This is a genomic window from Vibrio sp. L3-7, assembly GCF_963898195.1.
GTDB lineage: Bacteria > Pseudomonadota > Gammaproteobacteria > Enterobacterales > Vibrionaceae > Vibrio > Vibrio echinoideorum.
In genome coordinates, this window is record NZ_CAWQUW010000001.1 from 368,540 (window position 1) to 392,467 (window position 23,928).

Annotated in this window: 22 protein-coding genes, 1 riboswitch and 1 other annotated feature; of the genes, 6 read left to right on the forward strand and 16 right to left on the reverse strand. The window is 44.1% G+C overall.

Annotation, left to right across the window (positions count from 1 at the left end):
- Position 1: 1 nt before the first annotated feature.
- From hisB to AACW75_RS01755, 5 genes are all read right to left on the reverse strand, one after another.
- Positions 2-1,090 (reverse strand): bifunctional histidinol-phosphatase/imidazoleglycerol-phosphate dehydratase HisB, encoded by a 1,089-nt coding sequence (gene hisB, locus AACW75_RS01735; RefSeq protein WP_004734574.1) that lies wholly within the window; start codon positions 1,088-1,090, stop codon positions 2-4.
- A 131-nt stretch (positions 1,091-1,221) separates the two neighbouring features.
- Positions 1,222-2,262, reverse strand: a complete 1,041-nt coding sequence (hisC, locus tag AACW75_RS01740; protein WP_102494321.1) for a histidinol-phosphate transaminase — start codon at positions 2,260-2,262, stop codon at positions 1,222-1,224.
- A gap of 9 nt (positions 2,263-2,271) precedes the next feature.
- Positions 2,272-3,573, reverse strand: a complete 1,302-nt coding sequence (gene hisD / locus AACW75_RS01745; protein WP_145568166.1) for a histidinol dehydrogenase — start codon at positions 3,571-3,573, stop codon at positions 2,272-2,274.
- Complete coding sequence (gene hisG, locus AACW75_RS01750) at positions 3,573-4,469, reverse strand: ATP phosphoribosyltransferase (protein WP_029224816.1); 897 nt, start codon at positions 4,467-4,469, stop codon at positions 3,573-3,575. The genes hisD and hisG overlap by 1 nt, the downstream gene beginning before the upstream one ends.
- A gap of 53 nt (positions 4,470-4,522) precedes the next feature.
- Positions 4,523-4,658, reverse strand: a sequence feature (His leader region).
- A gap of 188 nt (positions 4,659-4,846) precedes the next feature.
- On the reverse strand, positions 4,847-6,439 hold the full coding sequence (locus AACW75_RS01755; RefSeq protein WP_029224815.1) for a Na+/H+ antiporter NhaC family protein: 1,593 nt from the start codon (positions 6,437-6,439) through the stop codon (positions 4,847-4,849).
- Between the two features lie 112 nt (positions 6,440-6,551).
- Positions 6,552-6,729: riboswitch (Lysine riboswitch) on the reverse strand.
- A 363-nt stretch (positions 6,730-7,092) separates the two neighbouring features.
- Between AACW75_RS01755 and AACW75_RS01760 the strand changes: the two genes are divergently transcribed.
- Positions 7,093-7,503 (forward strand): H-NS family histone-like protein, encoded by a 411-nt coding sequence (locus AACW75_RS01760; protein WP_004734569.1) that lies wholly within the window; start codon positions 7,093-7,095, stop codon positions 7,501-7,503.
- A gap of 213 nt (positions 7,504-7,716) precedes the next feature.
- Here the strand turns inward: AACW75_RS01760 and AACW75_RS01765 are convergent, their stop codons facing one another.
- Complete coding sequence (locus AACW75_RS01765; RefSeq protein WP_145568165.1) at positions 7,717-9,021, reverse strand: inosine/guanosine kinase; 1,305 nt, start codon at positions 9,019-9,021, stop codon at positions 7,717-7,719.
- A 102-nt stretch (positions 9,022-9,123) separates the two neighbouring features.
- The gene (locus AACW75_RS01770; protein ID WP_145568164.1) at positions 9,124-9,393 is read right to left on the reverse strand and encodes a hypothetical protein; all 270 of its coding nucleotides are present in this window, start codon (positions 9,391-9,393) and stop codon (positions 9,124-9,126) included.
- 204 nt (positions 9,394-9,597) lie between these two features.
- Here AACW75_RS01770 and mnmA point away from each other — a divergent pair, with 204 nt between their 5' ends.
- The 3 genes from mnmA (at position 9,598) to purB (ending at position 12,914) form a co-directional block, all read left to right on the forward strand.
- Entirely contained in the window at positions 9,598-10,734 is a 1,137-nt protein-coding gene (gene mnmA / locus AACW75_RS01775) for a tRNA 2-thiouridine(34) synthase MnmA (RefSeq protein WP_145568163.1), read from the forward strand.
- A gap of 48 nt (positions 10,735-10,782) precedes the next feature.
- Positions 10,783-11,400: a high frequency lysogenization protein HflD gene (gene hflD, locus AACW75_RS01780; protein WP_017073329.1), complete on the forward strand. Its 618-nt coding sequence runs from the start codon at positions 10,783-10,785 to the stop codon at positions 11,398-11,400.
- A 143-nt stretch (positions 11,401-11,543) separates the two neighbouring features.
- On the forward strand, positions 11,544-12,914 hold the full coding sequence (gene purB / locus AACW75_RS01785) for an adenylosuccinate lyase (protein ID WP_145568162.1): 1,371 nt from the start codon (positions 11,544-11,546) through the stop codon (positions 12,912-12,914).
- A 314-nt stretch (positions 12,915-13,228) separates the two neighbouring features.
- Here purB and htpX read toward each other — a convergent pair whose 3' ends face one another.
- Positions 13,229-14,092: a protease HtpX gene (gene htpX / locus AACW75_RS01790; protein WP_010439977.1), complete on the reverse strand. Its 864-nt coding sequence runs from the start codon at positions 14,090-14,092 to the stop codon at positions 13,229-13,231.
- A gap of 277 nt (positions 14,093-14,369) precedes the next feature.
- Between htpX and AACW75_RS01795 the strand changes: the two genes are divergently transcribed.
- Positions 14,370-14,537 (forward strand): hypothetical protein, encoded by a 168-nt coding sequence (locus AACW75_RS01795; protein ID WP_017073327.1) that lies wholly within the window; start codon positions 14,370-14,372, stop codon positions 14,535-14,537.
- 111 nt (positions 14,538-14,648) lie between these two features.
- On the opposite strand, the gene bioD is transcribed toward AACW75_RS01795, so the two are convergent.
- From bioD to bioB, 4 genes are read right to left on the reverse strand one after another with little or no spacing between them, the layout of a single operon-like run.
- Positions 14,649-15,332, reverse strand: coding sequence for a dethiobiotin synthase (bioD, locus tag AACW75_RS01800; protein WP_029224814.1), 684 nt, complete (start codon positions 15,330-15,332; stop codon positions 14,649-14,651).
- Positions 15,329-16,132, reverse strand: coding sequence for a malonyl-ACP O-methyltransferase BioC (gene bioC / locus AACW75_RS01805; RefSeq protein WP_145568160.1), 804 nt, complete (start codon positions 16,130-16,132; stop codon positions 15,329-15,331). Before bioC ends, bioD begins: the two co-directional genes overlap by 4 nt.
- A complete protein-coding gene (gene bioF, locus AACW75_RS01810; RefSeq protein WP_145568466.1) occupies positions 16,133-17,344 on the reverse strand; it encodes an 8-amino-7-oxononanoate synthase in 1,212 nt (403 codons plus the stop codon).
- On the reverse strand, positions 17,331-18,383 hold the full coding sequence (gene bioB / locus AACW75_RS01815; RefSeq protein ID WP_017073323.1) for a biotin synthase BioB: 1,053 nt from the start codon (positions 18,381-18,383) through the stop codon (positions 17,331-17,333). Before bioB ends, bioF begins: the two co-directional genes overlap by 14 nt.
- Before the next feature lie 159 nt (positions 18,384-18,542).
- Here bioB and bioA point away from each other — a divergent pair, with 159 nt between their 5' ends.
- The gene (gene bioA, locus AACW75_RS01820; protein ID WP_145568157.1) at positions 18,543-19,820 is read left to right on the forward strand and encodes an adenosylmethionine--8-amino-7-oxononanoate transaminase; all 1,278 of its coding nucleotides are present in this window, start codon (positions 18,543-18,545) and stop codon (positions 19,818-19,820) included.
- A gap of 104 nt (positions 19,821-19,924) precedes the next feature.
- On the opposite strand, the gene AACW75_RS01825 is transcribed toward bioA, so the two are convergent.
- The 4 genes from AACW75_RS01825 to lolA form a co-directional block, all read right to left on the reverse strand.
- Positions 19,925-20,191, reverse strand: a complete 267-nt coding sequence (locus tag AACW75_RS01825) for a DksA/TraR family C4-type zinc finger protein (RefSeq protein WP_017073321.1) — start codon at positions 20,189-20,191, stop codon at positions 19,925-19,927.
- A 211-nt stretch (positions 20,192-20,402) separates the two neighbouring features.
- Positions 20,403-21,710 (reverse strand): serine--tRNA ligase, encoded by a 1,308-nt coding sequence (gene serS, locus AACW75_RS01830; RefSeq protein WP_017073320.1) that lies wholly within the window; start codon positions 21,708-21,710, stop codon positions 20,403-20,405.
- A 143-nt stretch (positions 21,711-21,853) separates the two neighbouring features.
- Complete coding sequence (locus AACW75_RS01835; RefSeq protein ID WP_237297372.1) at positions 21,854-23,209, reverse strand: replication-associated recombination protein A; 1,356 nt, start codon at positions 23,207-23,209, stop codon at positions 21,854-21,856.
- A 64-nt stretch (positions 23,210-23,273) separates the two neighbouring features.
- Complete coding sequence (gene lolA / locus AACW75_RS01840) at positions 23,274-23,870, reverse strand: outer membrane lipoprotein chaperone LolA (RefSeq protein ID WP_029224812.1); 597 nt, start codon at positions 23,868-23,870, stop codon at positions 23,274-23,276.
- Positions 23,871-23,928 lie beyond the last annotated feature (58 nt).

Here is a 23,928-nt window from a genome sequence, read left to right on the forward strand (position 1 = left end):
CTTACAGAACGCCTTTGCTGCTTGGTAACTCATTACCTTCAACTTTGATTGCTTGACGAAGAGTACGACCAAACGCTTTGAACAGGCTCTCAATAATGTGGTGATCATTATTGCCAGCTGAAGAAAGGTGCAATGTACAAGCCAGTGTATCGGTTAAAGAACGGAAGAAGTGAACCACCATCTCCGTAGAAAGGTCACCCACTTGCTCGCGGCTAAACTTAGCATCAAATTTTAGGTACGGACGACCAGATAGGTCTAAAGCACACTGAGCTAAACACTCATCCATAGGCAAGCTGAAACCGAAACGGCCGATACCACGTTTGTCGCCTAATGCATCTTTAAGTGCTTGGCCTAAAGCAAGAGCGGTGTCTTCGATTGTGTGGTGATCATCAATGTGTAGGTCGCCCTTCACAGTCAGGTTCATCTGGAAACCGCCGTGTGTCGCGATTTGATCAAGCATATGATCGAAGAAACCCATGCCAGTATCGATCTTGTTACCACCGGTTTCATCAAGGTTTACGGCTACCTTAATGTCAGTTTCTTTCGTTGTACGAACCACTTCAGCAACACGAGCATTAACCGTTAAATCTTTAACGATCTGTGGCCAGTTGAGTGTGCCTTCCGTTTCTGCATCCGGGCCGTATTGAATGCCGCGGATTGCCATGTTTTCTGCAAGTTGAAGATCCGTCATTCGATCGCCAATGACAACAGAGTGTTGGAAGTCGACTTTGCCGCCTTGTAGGTATTCTTTAACCATACCCAGTTTAGGCTTACGGCAAGAGCAGTTGTCTTCGTCAAAGTGAGGGCAAATAAGCACGTCGTCAAACTTAACGCCTTGAGACTCAAAGAACTCCATCATCATATTGTGCGGAGCATCGAACTCTTCTTGTGGGTAGCTATCTGTGCCTAGACCATCTTGGTTAGTCACCATCACTAAACGGTAACCCGCATCTTGCAATGCCAGTAGGCTAGGGATCACTAGCGGTTCGAATTTTAGTTTGTCTAAACGGTCTACTTGAAAGTCGACTGGCGGCTCAACAATTAAGGTGCCATCACGGTCTATAAAAAGTATTTTCTGTTGTTTACTCACTTGAACTTCCTTTTAATTTTAAATCTGCTGGCCTAGCTAAAATCAAACGCTAACCCAAAATATTGGTTTCATTTGCCAGTCTGTTTTTAATCAACTCAGACTGACAAATGTTATTAATGGTAAGCCTTTCGTTACTGAAAAAAGTTACGAATAAATCCAAGTGTCTTTTCGCACTCTTCGCGGTTACCAATACTAATACGAACACAGTCTTCAATTGGCGAATTGCGCAAGATGATGCCCGTGTCCCATGCCGCTTTGAACAACTCATCGCCGTTCGGGAATTTAACCAGCAGGTAGTTACCCCAACCATCAAATACCGTCACTTGAGGCATGCCTAATAGACCCGCCTGCAAATACGCTCGGTTAGCACTTAAATCCAAAACTTGGAACTTCGCTCGCGCAAGCCCTTGTTCAGAAAGCGCTTGAACAGCAATATCAGCAACTGGAATTGGAACTGGGTAAGGCGCAATCACTTTCAACAGTACATCGATAAGCGCTTTGTTCGCCAGCGTAAAGCCACAACGTAAACCCGCCAGAGCAAAAGCTTTCGACAAGGTACGCAGAATCGCAAGGTTCGGGTATTGCTCAAGCAAGTCGACCGTTGACGCTTCTGGACAGAAATCGATATACGCTTCATCCATCACCACAATCGCTTTGTCTTGCGTCATTTCAAGCAGTTTGACGATGTCTTTGCGATCAACCAAGTTACCAGTTGGGTTGTTTGGGCTACAAACAAACACTACTTTCACGTTATCTAGTTGAGCTTCAATAGCAGGAAGATTCAATTGCCATTCAGCCGTTAAAGGCACAACCTTGCGCTCAACACCAATCGTCTCGGCACTGATAGCATACATACCGTAAGTCGGAGGGCAGTACAGAATCGAGTCTTCGTTCGGCTCGCAGAAAGCTCGAATCAAAAGTTCGATACCTTCGTCAGCGCCACGAGTGGTCAGCGTTTGCTCTGATTTCACGCCTGCATATTGAGCGTAAGCATCGATCAGCTCTTTAGGCTGGCACTCGCTGTAGCGATTTAGACGAGACAAGTTTAGGTTGTACTCGTTATCAAACGGAGACTCGTTAGCGTTTAGCCACACATCTCCGCTGCCACCAATGCGTCTTGCAGACAAGTAAGGTGTAAGAGCCTGAACTTGTTTTCTTGCTAACTTTTCCATGCCCTACCCTTATTTCGCTTTATTTAACTTTTCAATTCGGATGGTCACAGCACGTTTGTGCGCATCCAAACCTTCGGCTTCCGCCATTGTAACTACCGTTGGCGCTAGGCCTTTCAAGCCATCGGCTGTTAGTTCTTGTACTGTCATACGTTTAGAGAAATCTGCTAAACCTAAGCTCGAATACGTTTTGGTGTAACCGTAAGTTGGCAATACGTGGTTTGTACCTGATGCATAATCACCTGCAGATTCAGGAGACCAGTCACCCAGGAAGATAGACCCCGCATTATCCAGCAATGGCAGTAATTCACGTGGGTTCTTGGTTTGAACAATCAAGTGCTCAGGGCCGTAGAAATTCGAAATAGCGATGGCTTGAGTGATCGATTCAGCAATGATAATCAAGCTAGATGCTAATGCTTGCTGAGCGATGTTAGCGCGAGACAATTCTTTCAGTTGTTTTTGTACCGCATCAGTTACTTGATCGGCAATAACTGGCGATGGTGTTACCAATACAACCTGAGAATCAGGGCCGTGTTCAGCTTGGCTCAGTAGATCAGCAGCAATGAAGTCAGCATCGGCTGTTTCATCGGCAATCACCATCACCTCCGATGGGCCTGCCGGCATATCAATCGCAGCACCACGGAAGTCGTTACTCACTTGGCGTTTAGCTTCAGTGACGTACGCATTACCAGGCCCGAAAATTTTATCTACTTTAGAGACACTCTCTGTACCGTAAGCCATTGCAGCGACCGCTTGACCACCACCGACATTGTAAACCTCGTCGATTTTACAAAGCTTAGCGACATACAATATTTCATCGGCGATTGGCGGTGGTGAACAAAGCACAACTTTACGACAACCCGCGATTTGAGCAGGTACACCTAACATAAGAACCGTTGACGGAAGTGGCGCACTGCCACCTGGGATATAAAGTCCAACAGTATTAATCGCACGCGTTACCTGCTCACAAACAACACCGGGTTGCGTTTCAACCTTGATTGGCTGAGGTTTCTGAGCTTCGTGGAACTTAGCTATATTGCTATAAGCTTGTTCTAGCGCTTGCTTCATTTCTGGTGTTAAGCGAGCACACGCCTCTTCAATCTCATTCGAACCCACTCGAATGGAATCTGGAGTCACACGGTCGAACTTCTCAGTCAGTTCTTTAAGTGCTGCATCGCCTTCATTTTTTACTTTTGCAATAACATCAGAAACAATCGCTGTGATGTTTGCACCTTCAGTAATAGCTGGACGCTCTAATACCGAGTCTTGCTGTGATTCACTTAAAGATTGCCAAACAACGGTTCTCATCGTCACTACCCCATCATTTTTTCGATTGGTAATACTAGAATCGAGCTTGCACCCAACTCTTTAAGCTGTTCCATAGTTTCCCAGAACAAGTTCTCAGTGCTGACTAAGTGAACCGCAACTTTGTCTTTGTCTGTAGATAGAGGAAGAACAGTAGGATCTTCAGCTCCAGGCAATAGCGCTTTGATTTGCTCTAGCTGAGACGTTGGCGCGTGAAGCATGATGTACTTAGACTCTTTCGCTTGTTGAACACCCTGCATACGAGTCAGTAGTTTTTCAATCAATGCTATTTTGTCTGCATCAAATTCGCCGGTGCGTTGAATCAGAGTTGCTTTAGATTGGAAGATAACTTCCGTTTCTTTCAGGCCGTTCGCTTCTAGCGTAGCGCCTGTAGAAACCAAATCTGCGATAGCGTCAGCTAGACCTGCACGAGGAGCAACTTCAACCGAACCTGTTAGCATACAAGTGCTGAATTCAACACCCTGCTCGTCCATGTAGGCTTTAAGTAGTTGTGGGTAGGTTGTCGCAATACGTTTACCCGCAAGATCTTGTGGGCCGTTGTATTCTTCATCTTTGTTGATAGCGATAGAAAGGCGGCAACCACCGAAATCTAAGCGGCGTAGAGTGCTGAATTGCGATGGCTCGTTTAGAGCGATACGGTCTAAGCGAACTTCTTCTAGTTCATTCTCACCAATGAAACCTAGGTCAACTACACCGTCCATGATAAGACCTGGGATGTCATCATCACGAACCAGTAACAAGTCGATTGGCATATTTAGTGAATGAACAACTAGCTGCTCACCCATGATGTTAAATTTAACACCACATTTTTTAAGTAAATCTTGGCACTCTTTACTTAAGCGACCTTTCTTTTGAATTGCGATTCTTAGGCGTTGTGTCTGCATTGCTGTATCCCTGTGCAAATATTTGAATTTATTGATTATTTAAAAGCGCTAAAACTAAAAAACCCTCGGAAGACTCTGTCATCCCGAGGGTTTAAATCTAAATTCTTTGACTTAACCTCCGGGAGAATTCTTGCTCCCGGGTATACGTAAATCTCCCCGAAAGACTAGATAGGGTGATGATGGTGATGAATGTTCATTACTAATTTACGCATACTTATCGGCTCTTAGGTTGTTTGCTGTCTTGTCTCCACACTAACTAAGCTGACATCCTTTTTCAACCATTTATTCGAACTTTTTTCACTAAAGTTCAAATTAATTTAACAGGCACAAAAAAGGGAAGCCGCAGCCTCCCTTTTCATTATTCAATCAGATGATGATTAGCTTTTGCACGTCGCCATTTTACAGCGAGAGAAATAAGCTAATGCAAAACATACAGCAACAAACGTTAGAGACGCCGCGCCGAATGCAATGCCAGTTGATGATGTCATACCTAGAGTGATGAAGCCGATACACGATACGAACGCCACAGACAACGCGTAAGGAAGCTGAGTCGATACGTGGTCAATATGGTTACAACGAGCACCTGTAGAAGATAGAATCGTTGTGTCTGAGATTGGGGAGCAATGGTCGCCAAATACAGAACCCGCTAGAACCGCACTTAACATAGGCAGAATTAGCGCGATGTCAGAGGCTGCAGCCATGTCACCCGCGATAGGAAGCATGATACCGAACGTACCCCATGAAGTACCTGTCGAGAATGCCATCAGACCAGCAAGAAGGAACAAGATAACGGGTAGCCAGTGGTAATCAATGTTGCCTGTCGCAAGAGATGATAGGTAAGAACCGGTTTTCATGTCGCCGATTACAGAGCCGATCGTCCATGCAAATACAAGAATCAGGATAGCGCCAAACATAGAGCTTGCACCGATCCACATCGTTCTTGCGATATCAGCCATAGGCAGCTTCTGTTTGAATACTGTCGCTAATGCAACTAGTAAACCGATAACACCACCGTAAACAAGAGATTTACCTACATCTGTATTTTCAAATGCACCAAGAAGGTTAAAAGCTTGACCGTCAGCTGTGAGCGCTTGACCACCGGTGTAAAGCATTGCAGCAATGGTTGCTACGATTAACGACACAATTGGCATCACAAGATCAGAAACTGAACCGTTTTCGCTCTCTTTAATGTCTAGCTCTTCGTTCAGATCGTGAGCTTGCTTTTGGTCATTATCACCGTCAAAGCCACGGCCTTGAGACGCTTCGATCTCATGCTCACGCATCTTACCAACGTCTAGACCAAACCATGCAACGGCAAATACCATTAACAGAGCAAAAACAGCGTAGAAGTTCATTGGGATAAGGCGAACGTAAGCACCCAGCGCAGAATACTCTGTCACGCCGTGTGTCACTAAGATGCCGCCAATGATAGTAATGATGTAAGCACCCCAGCTAGATGCAGGCATGATCACACACATAGGAGCAGCAGTAGAATCTAGGATATAAGCAAGCTTAGCGCGAGATACGTAGAAACGGTCTGTTACAGGGCGAGAGATAGCACCTACCGCTAAACTGTTGAAGTAATCATCAACAAAGATGAATACGCCTAAGAAGGCAGCAAGTAGTTTTGAACCACGTTTGCTCTTAACACGAGACTGAGCCCACTCAGCGAATGCGCGAGTACCGCCAGATAGTGTTAATAATGCCGTTGTCATTCCAAGGATAATTAGGAAAGCAACGATGCTCATGTTCCAAGTGTTAATACCACCATCTTCGATGAAAACACCAGATGCTTTGGTAAACACGTAGCTAGCTGCGCTCCCTACTGAGTAATCAGCAAGTAGAATCGCACCCATGATGATACCGACACCCAAAGAAACCAATACACGGCGGGTAACAATAGCAAGACTTAAGGCCACAAGGGGCGGAAGTAAAGATAAAGGCGATGTTGCAAAATCTATTAAATTCATGATCTTCAAAAACCAGTTTTTTATTTGGCTAGAGATCTACTGCAGACAAACTTGATACGAATTACCAAGCCCATGTTGAACTAAGCGAAAGGGAAGTGAACACTTCACCCAACCCTACAGTAGCGCTCCATAGTTTAAAATTAAGACTATGGCAGTGTTGTACCTATTGAGTACAACCCCAGCAAATTGCTTAGATATACAATTTACTTCGGCAATTACACCTTTCATTCCCGTTCATTGGCATCACCCCAACGAAAACTACTCTTTATAATTGCACCTCTACGTGCGATAACATTATTAACCGTTGAAACCAAAGTTTAACAACAAATCAACCAAAGCCTCGCATCAGGTAGCCGCAATTGTACCCATCAAGAGCAACAATGCAACATATCATTCCGACAAAAATAGTTTTTTGTTAATGAAGTAATCAATAGAAGAATAGCCAATAAAAGGCAATTACTCCACCAGTCACATATCAGTTTTTAAGAGATTCTTAATAATTATTATAAATTCACTGAAATTTGCCTTTTGATTTTCAACTATTCATCTCACTTCTTTATTTAAGTATCTAATAGAAGAAATACTATTTGTTTTATTCCTAGGCTCTGTTTATTATTAGGAGGATTATTTAGTTTACCTTGATGGGAAATATCATGTCTGAATTAACAAAAACTTTATTAAATATCCGTAGCCTTCGTGCATTCTCACGTGAATTAACTCTTGAGCAACTTGAAGAAGCGCTAGACAAGCTGACTATTGTTGTACAAGAGCGTCAAGAGTCTGAAGCTGAAGAACGTGCTGCTAAAGCAGAGCAAGAAGCTAAGCTATCTGCTATCGCTGAACAAATTGCAAAAGACGGAATTGATGTTGCAGATCTTATTGCTGCACTTTCTGGTGAAGCAAAATCTAAAACAACAAAAGCTAAACGCGCTCCTCGCCCAGCTAAATACAAATATGTAGATGCAAACGGCGACGAGAAAACTTGGACAGGTCAAGGTCGTACGCCTTCAGCTATCCAAGAACAACTAGATGCTGGTAAATCTCTAGAAGAGTTTGCTCTTTAAGGCATCAAGTTTGCTAAGTGAATAATCAATAACACACTAAGCAATAGAATTAATATTTAAGTCGACCAAAGTATTATTTACGGCTTCAATATATTCAGAAACAAAAAAGGCTCCTTTCGGAGCCTTTTTTATATTTTGTTATTCGTTACTGGCTTTGATAAACACAGCAGCGTACTTAATAAACAGAGAAGTTCATTTGATAAGTACAACGTCTTATCTTTCCCAGTAAGCTTCTTCTAGGCTATCTTCTCTTTCAGGAAGTCCACGAGATAAACGTGGAGAGTGTTGAACTAACACTTCATAACTTGCGCGGTTTGAATATTTACAAACTTGCGAGAAAGATGAATACGTCAAGAAGGAATGTTGATGCTTACTTGAGTTAGGCACGTTTTCTTTATGATATTTATTTGCAGCCATATCATGCAATAAAGCAGATAACGCAGCATCACCTGCACCATTGGTATTCTTAATCTTTTCTGGGCCACCCATATAAGGTGCAATGTGCGAATAGATTTTCGTTGGGTTATCACATAAGTTTTTATGCGCAGGACGGCTAAACTCGTAACGGTTAAACTCAGCAATAGAACCTGGTAGCAACGGTAATGAGGTTTCACGCTTCACGGCGTCTTCAGTATAACCAGCCATAAATAGGCCGACCGGGCCAGAAGTACATAGAACTAAGTCTACCCACTCTAGTGCTTTGTCTGAAGCAGCAAGTGGATCGCTCTCACCAGTTAACGCTTCGGCTTCATCTTCATTCATTGCTACAACGGTTACGTGTTGCTCAAGGAAGTGTTTCCAAAACTCAGGATCGTCTTGAATAACGAACTTAGTACCTAGCGTTAATACAACGGGTACATCGTATTTCTTCGCGTATTCGATAGCTTTCATTGTTGCTTCAGGCATTGGATCGCCTGGTTTACAACGCACTAAATAAGCTGTTAAGACTAAAGCAGAAGCACTTTTGAAGATTTTTTCAGGAATGCTCTCTGGTTTTAGTTGGTTCATTTGCCCTTCACTAATAGCGAAAGTACGTTCACCGTCTTCAGTAATTAATGCAAAACAGCGACCAATTGCGCCATCTACCCCTTGTAAATGGTTCAGATCCATTCTGCTTGATGTATTACATAAATAACGGTAACCATAGCTACCAATCTTAATATCTTGGCTCATTACACCTAGTAGTGTTGAACGGTCATCGGCCAATACTGAGTAGTTGTGTAATGTGTTGCCGATAGTGCCACCAGCATATTCATTGGTAATTAAGCACTGCTCTTTTAATTCTTGATATAAAGACTCTGCAGCTTCATCGCCGATGACTAGCGAATGTCCCTTACTTAAGCCATATTTTTCAATCAGCTCAGAATTCACTTTTGCCTCGATATCCACCAACGTTTGGTCAATACCTATAATATGAGTGCGTGACATTCTTTTGCTTGTTTGAGCTTGGCTCACTAATGGATCACGAGCGTGAACCGGAAAATAGTGCTTTGATTTACGTTGTCCAGGGAATTTCATAAGGCTAGTCTAAGTCAAGGGGAAATAGGTGGCGGATTCTACCGCGCAATATTTAACGCGGCAATCTTTCAAACTATAGCAAACGTTTGCTGTGCTATTTTTTTATTCGCCGTCCATAAAGCTTAAATCAGGCAGCATACCCAAATGCTCTGCATAACGCTTTTGATTGAACTCGGCGCCATTTTTCATTACATCAAATACTTCAAGCGCAAGTGCACATGCCATAGCCGCTACAGCGTCTTCACGAGACGTGCCTGTCATTACCAAACGCATCAGTGTTTCCTTCACTTTAGCTGGTTGGCCATCTTCAAGTTGATTTTCAATAATTTCGATCAACTCGGCTTCTTGCATAAATTCATTTTGTTCAGACATTTTTTCATCTCAGGGCTTGGATTTCGAGCGACTATGCCACATATACTTCTGACATCCTAGTGAGTCACCTCGCTCTCATGCAATTATCTAACAAAGTCAGCGCACTATTTGTGCAAATGAAACTGTGATTCCGGTCTCGGATCTGTCACGGCGTTTCTCTTTCTGTTAGAATCTGCGACCAAGTATTAGTAACGGTGTTTAGACATGTCAGATATCAGCTCTGGAAACAGCGAAAAGAAAGTAATTGTCGGTATGTCCGGCGGTGTAGATTCGTCAGTATCGGCGTATCTTCTTCAGCAACAAGGCTATCAGGTAGAAGGCCTTTTCATGAAAAACTGGGAAGAAGACGATAACGAAGAATACTGTACAGCTGCTGAAGACCTTGCTGACGCTCAAGCGGTATGTGACAAATTAGGTATCCACCTTCACACTATCAACTTTGCTGCTGAATACTGGGACAACGTTTTTGAATACTTCCTTGAAGAATACAAAGCGGGTCGTACACCAAACCCAGATATTCTTTGTAACAAAGAAATCAAATTCAAAGCTTTCTTAGAATTTGCTGATGAAGTGCTAGACGCAGACTACATCGCAATGGGCCACTACGTTCGTCGTACTTTCCCTACTCAAAAAGAGCTAGACGCTGGCGTGAAACCACAAATGCTACGTGGCCTAGATGGCAATAAAGACCAAAGCTATTTCCTATACACGCTAAGTTCAGATCAAGTGGCACGCAGCCTATTCCCTGTGGGTGAATTAGAGAAGCCTGAAGTGCGCCGTATTGCTGAAGAGCAAGACTTGATCACTGCGAAGAAAAAAGACTCCACCGGTATCTGCTTTATCGGTGAGCGTAAGTTCACTGAGTTCTTGGGCAAATACCTACCGGCTCAACCAGGTAATATCGAGACGCCAGACGGTCAAGTGATTGGTCAACACCAAGGCTTGATGTACCACACTTTGGGTCAACGTAAAGGTCTTCATATTGGCGGCACTAAAGGTGGCGGCGGTAACGAAGAACCATGGTTTGTTGGTGAAAAAGATCTTAAGCGTAACGTTCTGATCGCGGTTCAAGGTAAAGATCACCCGCTTCTTAAATCAGAGGGTTTGTTTGCTTCTCAGCTTCATTGGGTTAATCGCACACCAATTACTGAAGTTATGACATGCACGGTAAAAACACGTTACCGTCAAACCGATATTCCTTGTACAATCATCCCAATTGACGATGATAACATTAAGGTTATCTTCGATGAGCCACAAATAGCTGTAACGCCAGGCCAGTCGGCTGTTTTCTACCAAGATGAGGTATGTCTTGGTGGTGGTATCATCGAAAAACGCATCTAATCTAATCGAACGAACAACAAACGATAGAAAACAACTAGGAGTTACTACGTGGCTAATACACTTTATGACCGTACTATTGCTTTCGCTGGAATTTGCCAAGCTGTAGCTTTGGTTCAACAAGTAGCGAAAGACGGCCGTTGTGATAAAGATGCCTTCGAAGCTTCACTCAATGCCATTTTAAATACTAACCCAGCGAACACTGTGGGTGTATTTGGCCGTGAGGCGAACCTAAAGCTAGGCCTTGAATGCTTAGTAAAAGGTATCGACAGTACTCCAGCTGGTAGCGATATTACTCGCTACATTATCAGCTTGATGGCGCTTGAACGTAAGCTATCTTCTCGCAACGATTCGATGTCTCAACTGGGTGATCGCATTCAAACTGCAGAGCGTCAAACTGAGCATTTTGATCTATTTGACGAGCAAATGATCAGCAATCTTGCGAGCATCTACTTAGATGTAGTGAGCCCTATTGGCCCTCGTATTCAGGTTTCAGGTACGCCAGCAGTACTTCAACAGACATCGAGCCAGCATAAAGTTCGTGCACTTCTTCTATCAGGGATTCGAAGCGCTGTATTATGGCGTCAAGTTGGCGGCAAACGCCGCCACCTTATTTTCGGTCGTAAGAAGATGATCGAGCAGGCTCAAATCCTATTAGCTCGAATGTAATTTATTAGCTCGCGCCTCGTCGCGAGCTTGTTTTTTGTATCAATACAACTCTCACGCAAACGATTGCGCAATGTGCGTGACAATTGAGATTGTTACTGGTATAAACCTCTCAAAATTTAGAAAACTCAATTCAGGAGAACACCATGGAACTGTCAGCATTGAGTGCTGTTTCACCAGTAGACGGCCGTTACGGAAGTAAGACTATTGCACTACGCAGCATCTTTAGTGAATTTGGCCTACTAAAATACCGCTCTATCGTTGAAATTCGTTGGTTACAAAAGCTTGCACAAACTGATGCAATCGTAGAAGTACCAGCGTTCAGTGCAGAAGCTAACCAGTTTCTTGATGAACTAGCAGCTAACTTCAACGAAGAAGACGCTCTGCGTATCAAAGAGATCGAACGCACGACAAACCACGACGTTAAAGCGGTTGAATACTTCTTAAAAGAGAAAGTAGCTGGCGTTCCTGAGCTTCACGCAGTAAATGAATTCATTCACTTTGCATGTACTTCTGAAGACATCAACAATACATCTCACGCGCTGATGCTTAAAGAAGCTCGTGACACAGTGATTCTTCCAGAAATTCGTAACGTAATTGATGCTATCAAGGCACTTGCGAACGAGTACCGTGATATCCCTCTACTGTCTCGTACACACGGTCAGCCAGCTTCTCCTTCTACTATGGGTAAAGAGATGGCTAACGTTGCGTACCGTATGGAACGTCAATTCAAGCAAATCGAAAACGTTGAGATCCTTGCAAAAATCAACGGTGCTGTAGGTAACTACAACGCACACCTTTCTGCATACCCAGAAGTTAACTGGCACGAATTCAGCGAAGAGTTCATCACTGAATCTCTTGGCGTAAATTGGAACCCATACACAACTCAAATCGAACCTCACGATTACATCGCTGAGCTATTTGATGCGGTTGCGCGTTTCAACACTATCCTTCTAGACTTCGACCGTGACGTTTGGGGCTACATTGCTCTTGGTCACTTCAAGCAGAAGACTATTGCTGGCGAAATCGGCTCTTCAACAATGCCGCATAAAGTTAACCCAATTGACTTCGAAAACTCTGAAGGCAACCTTGGTCTAGCTAACGCAGTATTTAGCCACCTAGCACAAAAACTTCCTGTATCTCGCTGGCAACGTGACCTAACTGACTCTACGGTTCTTCGTAACCTAGGTGTTGGTGTTGGCTACGCTATCATTGCATACACTTCGACTCTGAAAGGTATTAGCAAGCTAGAAGTTAACCGCGCTGCGCTACTTGCTGAATTAGACAAAAACTGGGAAGTATTGGCTGAGCCAGTACAAACAGTAATGCGTCGTTACGGCATCGAGAAGCCATACGAGAAGCTGAAAGAACTAACTCGTGGTAAACGTGTAGATGGCGAAGGCATGCGTGCATTCATCGATGGTCTTGAAATCCCTGCAGACGAGAAAGTACGTCTAAAAGATATGACTCCAGCGAACTACATCGGTCAAGCAATCGAGCTAACTGACAAGCTGTAAAATTCGAATTTCGAATCACAGAATAGACTAAGGCTTCCCATGTGGAAGCCTTTTTGTTGAGCGGAACCAAGTGTATTGAACATGGTCTGTCATCAAAAGAACACTAAGCACTCCCTACTTATTATCCTACTCATATTAGTCAGTTTCGATATAAACCATTCAATATCGTAACCCTCTATCACCAGTACCTTTCTATCACCAAACACATATCCCTCAGATATTTACTGTCTTGAATGCCATGATCAAAAAAGGCCCCCCGAAGGAAGCCTTTCAAATACGTATTGCCGCTTAACGAAAGTAGCTTGTGTTAGAAATTACATGTTACGTAAAGACGCAATACGCTTATCTAGCGGAGGGTGGCTCATTAGAAGCTCTGTTAGAGACTTCTTACCGTTGATACCAAATGCCATCATAGAACCTTCTAACTGTGGCTCGTGGCTCACCTTTAGACGCTCTAGCGCTGCAATCATCTTCTCTTTACCCACTAGGTTCGCTGCACCTGCATCGGCATGGAATTCACGATGACGGCTGTACCACATCGTAATGAAGCTTGCTAAGAAACCAAATACCAATTCCAACACCATAGACACACCGAAGTACACCATCATGTTGCTGCCACCCTCTTCTTCGTTGTCATTCGACGCAACAATGTTGGCGATGAAACGAGATAGGAAGATAACGAACGTGTTCACAACACCCTGCATTAGCGTCATGGTCACCATGTCGCCGTTCGCGATGTGGCTCACTTCATGCGCTAATACCGCTTCAGCTTCATCACGCGTCATGTTGTGCAGCAGGCCTGTTGATACTGCTACCAATGAATCGTCACGCTTAGCACCCGTCGCGAATGCGTTGATGTCTGGCGAGTCGTAGATCGCCACTGTTGGCATACCAATACCAACCTGTTGAGATTGACGACTTACCGTCTCCATCAACCAATGTTCTGTTTCGTTACGAGGGCTTTCGATGACCATTCCGCCAACTGAACGCAATGCCATTTTCTTAGACATCATTAGTGAGATGAATGAACCACCAAAACCAAAGACCGCAGCCATCAACAACAAGCCTGAAAGGCTTCCTGGTTGCATACCTGTGACGGCGTATACAATATTAAGAACAACACTTAGTACCAATACAACCGCAAGGTTGGTTGCAAGGAACAACATTACTCGCTTCATTACTTATCTCCGCATGAAAGCTGTTTTTATAAAACTTATTGTTATAGACAAGGCAGACAGCAATTTATTCCAACCTTGAAGACTTATACTTACTTATACATATAGTCTTAGATTAAGAAAACAAGGTTAAGCATTAAATTGCAACATTTGATTACGAGACTGTATTCGAATTAGCCATGGTCTATTAGACCTAAGTCGTATGGTGTCGATATAACAATCCGTTTACAGTGACCTCAGATGATTTATTGGCTAGTCCATGTACAAAAAGGGAAGAATCATGGTTGAAGGTACTAACACTCAAATGGCTATCGATTTACTGTGCTGTCACCTAGGGATTACTGAAGAAGAAGCAAAAAAACAGATCGGAATCCTAACACCGCAAACGGCACAGGTAAAAATCACAGAAACACAGCAAGCACTAATGGGACTGACAAAAGAACATTAACCCCAAGCTTGTTCAAAAGACCGGTTTTTATAAACGTACGGTCAAAAGGCTTAATAAAGCAAAAGGGCTGCAATCGCAGCCCTTTTCTTATTTGAAACGTCTATTGTTCAATCAAAGATCAAGCAGTGGCTGTACATTAATGTACTTACCTATGTTCTTAGACTTCGCTTTTGGTACGTATGGGATTTCACCTAACTTCGGCGCTCCTAGCTTATCTTCAAGCATCGCAATAATCTCAGCATAATGTTCAGTGCCTGGATTAATACGGTTTGCAACCCAACCTACTAGGTTTAGGCCATCAGCGCGAATTGCCTCTGCGGTTAACAAAGCGTGGCTCAAACAGCCCAGCTTTATTCCAACAGTCAGTACCACGGGAAGCTGTTCTTTTTTGACCCAGCTAGACAGGTATTCGTCATCTGAAACCGGAACACGCCAACCACCAGCACCTTCAACTAGAACGATGTCAGAGTTTTGCTTATGCGCTTCTAGCTTCGCGGATAATACCGCTTCATCAACCACTACACCGTCATGCTTTGCTGCAATGTGAGGTGATGATGGTAGCAACAATGCGTACGGGTTAACGTCTTCGTAAGCAATATCTTGCGTTGCAGCCTCTTGAAGATGCAACGCATCACTGTTACGTAGCCCTTCAGGATGTTGTTCACAACCTGCAGCAACTGGTTTGTAACCAATTGTTGATAGCTCTTGTGCGGCCAAAGCTTGAAGAATCGCTTTTGAAACCACAGTTTTTCCCACTTCGGTATCCGTACCTGCAATAAATAATGCATCAATCATAATTGAATAACCCCTAAACAAACTTGATATGTTGCTGGTAAGAAACCTTGATGGTTTTTAAACTCTCTATATTCCCGTTCAACAAGCTGTAGCATTCGGCGACTTGTTAAACCTTGTGAGCGACCACTTACGTGATTAGCGCCAATACCTTTAAGGTCGCGCATCAGTTCAAACGCAGTGTCGTACCAAACGATAATGGTGGGCAAGTCTAGTTGATGAGCCGTACAGCTAGATTGCGCTAACGCAATTTTTACCTGATTGATTGTAATAAAATGGTTAACGTGTTGATGTGTGTCAATTTTGCTCCACGATTTTTTCAACTCAAATAGTGACTCTTCAAGCAAAGTTGAGAAAATTACTTGCCCTCCGTCACAGGTTACACGCTTCATTTCTCTTAAAGGTAACGATAAGTCGTCACACCATTGCAACGCTAAGCTTGAAAAAACAACGTCAAAGCACCCATCTTGGAACGGAAGTTGCTCGGCATCAGCTTGTTGATACAAAGAGACCGATGTACCACAACGCTGCTTCGCCTTTTTCAACATTCTAATAGATAGATCGGCACACACCACCTCAGCACCACGTTTCACCATCTGTTCAGAAAAATAGCCGGTACCGCAGCCTAAATCCAACACCTTCAAACCTGAGAGATCGTTAGGTAGTTTATCTAATAAACGATGGCCGACGTCACGTTGAAACTCAGCGTGTTTATCATAGGTTGCGGCTGCTTTACCGAAAGCTTCTGCAATCGCACTCTTATCTTGGCCTACGTAATTATGCACTGCTGCTTCTTGTGACATTTACTGAGCCTCATTCCTTAATTCAAAGCATGATTCTATGCTTGGTTTGCTTCCAGACTCATTGCTTCGCTCTATTGCTTGAAGCAACGAGTCAATTAACTGAAGAATCTGTTTCTTACTGTGATTGGCCGTTAAAGTAATTCGCAGGCGAGCAGTCCCTGCCGGAACCGTCGGCGGTCTTATTGCGGTTACCCAAACTTGGTTACGCTTCAATTCTTCGGCAATAGATAACGTAGCTTGAGCTTCGCCAACTACAAACGGCTTAATAGGAGTCTGAGTATCAATAAAACCTTTCACGCCACTCATCTGCTCTGAATAAATAGCACCAAGTTCTTGGAGCTTTTCACGACGCCACTCTTGCGTTTGAATCATCTGACACGCATGAGACAAAGCGACGGCTTGTGAAGGAGGTATCGCCGTCGAATAAACATGATGACGAGCAAACTGAGTTAAGTAATCACCCACTTCTGACGTACAAAGAATCGCAGCACCAGAAAGACCGAATGCTTTACCAAAGGTCACCACCAAAATATCAGGCGTTACTTGTGCCGCGTTGCAGCTCCCTGCTCCTCTATCACCCAATACGCCTATACCGTGGGCATCATCAACCGCCAACCAACTGTCATACCGATTGGTCAAGTTAGATATCTGTTTAAGAGGCGCTTGGTCACCATCCATGCTGAACACACCTTCCGTCACGACTAACGATTGTGGAGAGCGGCTTAGTAAAGACTCTAGGTGCTGCGTATCGTTGTGCTTAAAGCGTTTCATTGTTGCAGGAGAAAGCATCCCCGCTTCCATCAGAGAGGCGTGGTTAAGTTTGTCTTGCAACAGAGAGTCGTCTTTTTCGAGCAGAGAGAACAACAGAGCTTGATTAGCACTAAACCCAGAGCTAAATAGAATGGCGCGTTCAAAACCAAGCCACTCACATAGCTGAGCTTCTAGATTTCGATGAACAGAACTAAAACCAGTAACCAATGGGGATGCCGCACTGCCTGCGCCATACTGAGAAAGCCCCACTTGCCATGCATTCACTAATTCAGGATCGTTCGCTAAGCCTAGGTAATCATTACTCGAAAAGTTAATGAAGCTAGAACCTTCGCTATTAAGCAAAGGGCTATTACTGTTTTCGAGTACCTTAAGTTGACGGGTTAACCCTTGCTCACGACGATGAACAAGGGCTTCTTTGATGCGAGATTTAAACAGTGGCATCGTAGAAAATGTCATCTTTCGTTGGACGAGCAGCAACGCGCTCCACCACTTGATCTAACAGTTCATTTTCTTGAATTTCGTCTGGCTTTTGAGCCACTTGTTGACTATTGATACCCAACTTCTTAAACAACTGCATATCCGTGTCTTCATCTGGATTTGGCGTAGTCAGTAACTTACAACCGTAGAAGATAGAGTTCGCACCAGCCATGAAACACATCGCTTGCATCTGTTCGTTCATGTTCTCACGGCCCGCTGATAGACGAACCGCAGACATTGGCATCATGATACGAGCAATGGCAATCAGTTTGATAAAATCGAAAGACTCAACATCGTCAACGTTTTCCATCGGTGTGCCTTTCACTTTTACAAGCATGTTGATTGGCACACTTTCGGGGTGTACAGGAAGATTAGCTAGCTCTACAAGTAGACCTGCACGGTCATTGGTGCTTTCACCCATACCAATAATGCCACCAGAACAAATCTTCATACCCGCATCACGTACATGAGATAAAGTATCTAAACGATCTTGGTAAGTACGAGTAGTAATGATGCTGCCGTAGAACTCAGGAGACGTATCAAGGTTATGGTTGTAGTAATCTAAACCCGCACCCGCTAGTTCACCCGCTTGATCGGGCGTTAACATGCCCAGTGTCATACAGGTTTCCAAGCCCATGCCTTTCACACCTTTGATCATGTCGGTAAGGTGAGGCATATCGCGCTCTTTCGGGTTTTTCCATGCAGCGCCCATACAAAAGCGAGTTGAGCCCGCATTCTTAGCTTTTAGCGCAGCATCCAAAACACGCTCGACTTCCATTAAGCGTTCTTTGTCGACATCCGTTCGGTAGTGAGCACTTTGAGGACAGTACTTACAATCTTCAGGACAAGCACCCGTCTTTATCGATAAAAGCGTACTCACTTGCACGTGGTTTTGCTCTTGGTACCGTCTATGAACGACTTGAGCTTCAAACATTAAATCCATAAACGGTTTTTCAAGCAGTGCTGTTACTTCAGCCACTGTCCAGTCATGACGAACTTCCACGTGTCGATCCTTTTTTATTATTTGATGTTGCATCTCTATTAATAGAGATTGCATTTATGCTTGGCTAGTCTACCGACAAGCTTTAGACTGTCAACACTTTGATAATATCAAAAGTTTACATCTGGTTATTTTCTAATCACACCTAAAATGGAAGTTACTATGGATCTCGCCTTTGATCGCCAGCATATCTGGCATCCTTACACATCAACGTTAACACCTCTGACCTGCTACCCAGTCACCAACGCAGACGGTGTTTACCTAGAATTAGAAGGCGGAAAGCGAATTATTGATGGCATGTCATCTTGGTGGTCAACCATCCACGGCTACAATCATCCAGATCTCAATGCTGCAGCTCACAGCCAAATCGATAAGGTTTCACACGTTATGTTTGGTGGTATCACCCACCAGCCCGCTATCGATTTGTGTAAAAAGTTGTTGGATCTAGCGCCAAGTAATCTAGAACACATATTCTTGGCTGATTCAGGTTCAGTGGCCGTAGAAGTTAGCCTTAAGATGGCACTGCAATACTGGCATGCTAAAGGGCAACCTCGTTCAAAGTTCCTAACGCTAAGAGATGGTTACCACGGTGATACCTTCGCGGCGATGTCAGTGACCGATCCGGATAACTCGATGCATAGCCTTTACAAAGGCTTCCTACCTGAACATATTTTTGCTGATTCACCAAAGACTGGCTTTTGGGACGAGTGGAATTCAAGTGACATCAATAGCTTTCGAGAGAAACTCACAACCCATCATGAAGAGGTTGCAGCCGTGATCTTAGAGCCAATAGTTCAAGGTGCTGGCGGCATGCGCATATACCACCCTGAGTTCTTAAAACAGGTTCGCTTACTGTGTGATGAATTCAACGTATTACTTATCTTGGATGAGATTGCGACCGGGTTTGGCCGCACTGGGAAACTGTTTGCCTGTGAGCATGCCGATGTTCAACCGGACATTTTATGCGTAGGCAAGGCTTTAACTGGCGGCTATATGACGCTGTCAGCGACGCTTGCGAGCAAAGAAGTCGCGGACACCGTATGTGGCGGTGAAGCAGGTTGCTTTATGCACGGGCCAACCTTTATGGGCAACCCTTTAGCTTGTGCTGTGGGTGCAGCAAGTTTGTCCATAATTGAAAAAGGCGACTGGCAAAATCAGACTCAACAGATTGAACAACTCTTTTCTGAGTTATTACCACCGTTGCGAGAGCATGATCTTGTCAAAGACGTTCGTTGGTTAGGCGCTATTGGCGTTGTTGAAACACATACACCTGTCGATATGGAAACCATCCAAGCTCACTTTGTAGAGCAAGGTGTTTGGATCCGTCCTTTTGGTAAGTTGATCTATATGATGCCTCCTTTCATTAGCAAGCCTGAACATATAGAGAAGCTTGTTTCCGCTATTGATTGCGCATTAAAAGATCGCCACTGCTTTAAATAGAAGACAAAGCTATTACCTCTCCTTACTGAGTCATTTGCTATCTGCAATATTGAAGTTAAGGAGAGGTCGGTTCATTATTCTCGACAATAGAGAACGACCGCCTTCTAACGAAGTTGGCTGTCTTTACTTGCTCTGCGATTGAACAATGAGTGACGATACGCAACGTGTTCAAACATGGACTGGCATCCAATACAGAAACGCACGCCTTTAATTGCTAGCCGTCTCTTTTCTGATATCTCATCACCGCACTCGTCACAATAATGCAAGCTTTCCCCACTTTGAATGTTCCCTCTTACACGAGAGATCTCATCATCAATGGTATTTTGAATTTGCTGACTGACGCTATCGTCACCTGCCCATCCTACGGCCATAAGTCCTCCTCTGTATTTGCATGAGAAAACTTGTACCTACCGCGGTAAGAGCGCATTATAACCATTTTTTAGTGATGTAATAATAACCAAAATTAGAGAGACACTATTACAAATGAGTAATGAAATTGGCCCTCGACTCACTGCTTTCCGGTGTAACAGATAATAAAAAACCCAGCCGATTGACTGGGTTTTCGTATAACAGTTTTACTGATTAACCGATGTGCGTTACGCCGCCCATGTATGGTTGAAGTACTGTTGGGATAGCAATACGGCCATCTGCTTCTTGGTTGTTCTCAAGAATAGCAACCATAGTACGACCAACAGCAAGACCAGAACCGTTTAGTGTGTGTACAAGTTCAGGTTTCTTCTCGCCTTTACGACGGAAACGAGCTTGCATACGACGCGCTTGGAAATCCCACATGTTTGAACAAGAAGAGATTTCACGGTAAGTCTCTTGTGCTGGAACCCATACTTCTAAGTCGTAAGTTTTCGCAGAGCCGAAGCCCATGTCACCAGTACATAAAATCACTTTACGATAAGGAAGCTCTAGAAGTTGAAGTACTTTCTCAGCGTGACCAGTTAGCTCTTCAAGCGCTGCCATTGAGTCTTCTGGCTTAGTGATTTGTACTAGTTCAACTTTGTCGAATTGGTGCATACGGATAAGACCACGAGTGTCACGACCGTAAGAACCCGCTTCAGAACGGAAACATGGCGTGTGAGCTGTCATCTTAAGTGGCAGATCAGCTTCATCAGTAATCGTATCACGAACCATGTTCGTTACCGGTACTTCCGCAGTAGGGATAAGCGATAGCGTCTTAAGAGGTACGTCACTTACTTGCTCAGTTAGCGGGCTTGTGTGGAACAAGTCTTCGCCGAACTTAGGAAGTTGACCAGTACCGTATAGGCTATCGTGGTTCACTAGGTACGGTACGTACATTTCTGTGTAGCCGTGCTCATCAGTGTGAAGGTCCAGCATGAACTGAGCAATAGCACGGTGTAGGCGAGCAAATTTGCCTTTCATCACGATGAAACGAGAACCCGAGATTTTAACTGCGCTAGCAAAATCAAGACCGCCAGACATTTCTCCAAGATCTACATGATCTTTCACTTCGAAGTCGTAAGTCTTAGGTTGACCCCAACGAGAAACTTCTACGTTGTCGTCTTCATCTTTACCATCTGGCACTTCTGCATCAGGTAGGTTAGGAATAGACATTGTGATCGTTTCTAGCTCAGATTGAAGCTCAGCCAATGTTACTTTAGCTTGGTCTAGTTCTGCGCCTAAGTTGCCTACTTCAGCAAGGATACGCTCAGCTTCTTCATGGTCGCCTTTTGCTTTCGCTTGACCAATGGACTTCGATCGAGAGTTACGTAACGCTTGCAGCTCTTCAGTTTTCATCTGAAGGGACTTACGTTTTTCTTCAAGTTCACGAATTGTCTCTACATCAAGGGTGAAGCCTCGACGTGCTAATTTTGCCGCTGTTTCATCCAGCTCAGCTCGAAGTAATTTAGAATCCAGCATTGCTAATCCTATGCTTTAGTTATTTGAATATTCAGTAGCTTGACTACTGAATCACTGCTAAACCCCTAAAACTGGTGCTATTTCGACCAATTTTAAACGATTTAATTGAATTTTTATGACAAGGTAACGATATCCAAAAAAGACTACTTTTCATAGCGTTTTTGTGGGCTTTTTGTGTCCAAATCCGCCAGATAATCTAGCTTCTCGCCAATTTTAGTCTCTAAGCCTCGTTTTGTTGGGAAATAGTATTGTTTCTCTCCCATTTCAGGAGGCAAGTACTTTTCGCCAGCCGCGTAGGCACCTGGTTCGTCATGAGCATAACGGTATTCTTGCCCATAGCCCATGTCCTTCATCAAAGTTGTGGGTGCATTTCGCAAATGATGAGGCACTTCATATTCAGGAAGATTATGAGCATCCGTTAAGGCTTGCTTCCAAGCGGTGTAAACGGCGTTACTCTTTGGCGCACACGCTAAATAGACAACGGCTTGTGCAATCGCACGCTCACCTTCAGCAGGACCAATACGCGTGAAGCAGTCCCACGCCGACATCGCGACTTGCATGGCTCGAGGATCAGCGTTTCCAATATCTTCAGAAGCAATCGCTAATAAGCGTCTTACGATATACAAAGGGTCACAACCCGCTGCAATCATTCGCGCCGACCAATACAGAGCTGCATCAGGGTTAGATCCACGAATCGATTTGTGAACAGCGGAGATCAAGTCGTACCAAATATCGCCCTTATTATCAAAGCGAGCAACCTTCTCTCCGGCGACTTCCGCCAATAACTGCAGCGTTATCGATTTCTCACCTTGGTCGTTGTCTTCTGCCATATCATACAGCAGCTCAAGGTAGTTGAGCGCCATACGAGCATCGCCGTTAACCAGTTCAGCGAGACGATCTAAGACGTTATCTGAAAAGTCGGCCGACACATCACCAAGCCCGCGCTGTTTATCTTCGATGGCTTGGCGTATCACCAACGCGATATCATCGGTATTTAGTGACGTAAGTTTGTAAACACGTGCTCGTGATAACAAAGCGTTGTTCAATTCAAAGGATGGATTTTCTGTCGTCGCACCAATAAAAGTCACCGTTCCATCTTCAATATGAGGCAGAAAGGCATCTTGTTGGCTTTTGTTAAAGCGATGGACTTCGTCTACAAACAGAATCGTTCTGCGCCCTGTTTGTTTGTTCTCGCGCGCTTTTTCAATGGCGATACGAATATCTTTTACGCCCGAGGTCACCGCTGATACGCGCTCAACTTCGGCGTTGGCATAATTAGCGGCCACTTCCGCCAAAGTAGTTTTACCGGTGCCCGGAGGCCCCCATAAAATCATCGAGTGAATATGACCCGCTTCCAACGCTCTACGAAGTGGTTTACCTGGGCCTAATATATGCTGTTGACCAATATACTGTTCGACAGTTTCAGGTCTCATACGAGCAGCAAGGGGACGAAAATCTTCGTCCCCCGCAAAATCTAAGCTGTAATTACTCAATTGCAATCTCTTGATTCGTTGATGGCATCAATACCAATCGACTTATTACCAAACGATCTGCTGATGTAGATCAGTTTCTTTGGTCGTCGACCTCGACACCTTCCGGCGCTACAAAAGTAAAACGGTCTGCAGCAGGCTTACCTAAGTCAACATTTTCAAAGGTAAACTCACCTTTCTGACCATCTTGTTCAATCACATTAAAGCCCTGAACAATGCCTTTTTCAGTAATGTTAATCTGGAAGTCGCCTTGATTAGAATCAACAGCCGTTGGCGTTAACGTAAACTGGTTACCCGATTGCACTACGTTGTAATTATCCCAATCACTTTCTTGGCTACGCGTAAGCAAAACAAAAGGCGTTTGTGATGTCGCTTGTTCTTGCCAGTAAATACTTACCTGCTCAATGAACGGGCTGTAGTACCACAAGCTTTGGCCATCTGATACCAGCAAGTTTTCATCAGGAAATGTCGTTTCCCAACGGAATAAACTAGGTCGTGCTATCTCTACCGTGCCCTCGCCTTCCATCACAACATCACCGTCAGGGCTGGTTACGACTTGTTTAAAGTCAGCGCTAAAACCGGCGTTCAATGCCAAGCGACTACTCAACTCTTCTTTCGGAGAAGCAAATACTGAGAAGCTCATAAATAAAAGTGCGAATACTTTTTTCATCAATAATCCTGTTAGAACATAAGTCGGTCATGTTTTCGGTTTGACCGACTTAATGGGC

Excerpts from the sequence above, each read along its gene's own strand:
- AACW75_RS01825 (WP_017073321.1), bottom strand. The coding sequence starts at position 20,191 with ATGGCCGTAGGATGGGCAGGTGACGATAGCGTCAGTCAGCAAATTCAA.
- purB (WP_145568162.1), top strand. The coding sequence starts at position 11,544 with ATGGAACTGTCAGCATTGAGTGCTGTTTCACCAGTAGACGGCCGTTAC.
- hisG (WP_029224816.1), bottom strand. The coding sequence starts at position 4,469 with ATGCAGACACAACGCCTAAGAATCGCAATTCAAAAGAAAGGTCGCTTA.
- bioD (WP_029224814.1), bottom strand. The coding sequence starts at position 15,332 with ATGATTGATGCATTATTTATTGCAGGTACGGATACCGAAGTGGGAAAA.
- lolA (WP_029224812.1), bottom strand. The coding sequence starts at position 23,870 with ATGAAAAAAGTATTCGCACTTTTATTTATGAGCTTCTCAGTATTTGCT.
- AACW75_RS01795 (WP_017073327.1), top strand. The coding sequence starts at position 14,370 with ATGGTTGAAGGTACTAACACTCAAATGGCTATCGATTTACTGTGCTGT.
- bioA (WP_145568157.1), top strand. The coding sequence starts at position 18,543 with ATGGATCTCGCCTTTGATCGCCAGCATATCTGGCATCCTTACACATCA.
- mnmA (WP_145568163.1), top strand. The coding sequence starts at position 9,598 with ATGTCAGATATCAGCTCTGGAAACAGCGAAAAGAAAGTAATTGTCGGT.
- bioF (WP_145568466.1), bottom strand. The coding sequence starts at position 17,344 with ATGCCACTGTTTAAATCTCGCATCAAAGAAGCCCTTGTTCATCGTCGT.
- AACW75_RS01765 (WP_145568165.1), bottom strand. The coding sequence starts at position 9,021 with ATGAAATTCCCTGGACAACGTAAATCAAAGCACTATTTTCCGGTTCAC.
- hisC (WP_102494321.1), bottom strand. The coding sequence starts at position 2,262 with ATGGAAAAGTTAGCAAGAAAACAAGTTCAGGCTCTTACACCTTACTTG.
- AACW75_RS01770 (WP_145568164.1), bottom strand. The coding sequence starts at position 9,393 with ATGTCTGAACAAAATGAATTTATGCAAGAAGCCGAGTTGATCGAAATT.
- AACW75_RS01760 (WP_004734569.1), top strand. The coding sequence starts at position 7,093 with ATGTCTGAATTAACAAAAACTTTATTAAATATCCGTAGCCTTCGTGCA.
- serS (WP_017073320.1), bottom strand. The coding sequence starts at position 21,710 with ATGCTGGATTCTAAATTACTTCGAGCTGAGCTGGATGAAACAGCGGCA.
- AACW75_RS01755 (WP_029224815.1), bottom strand. The coding sequence starts at position 6,439 with ATGAATTTAATAGATTTTGCAACATCGCCTTTATCTTTACTTCCGCCC.
- htpX (WP_010439977.1), bottom strand. The coding sequence starts at position 14,092 with ATGAAGCGAGTAATGTTGTTCCTTGCAACCAACCTTGCGGTTGTATTG.
- bioC (WP_145568160.1), bottom strand. The coding sequence starts at position 16,132 with ATGTCACAAGAAGCAGCAGTGCATAATTACGTAGGCCAAGATAAGAGT.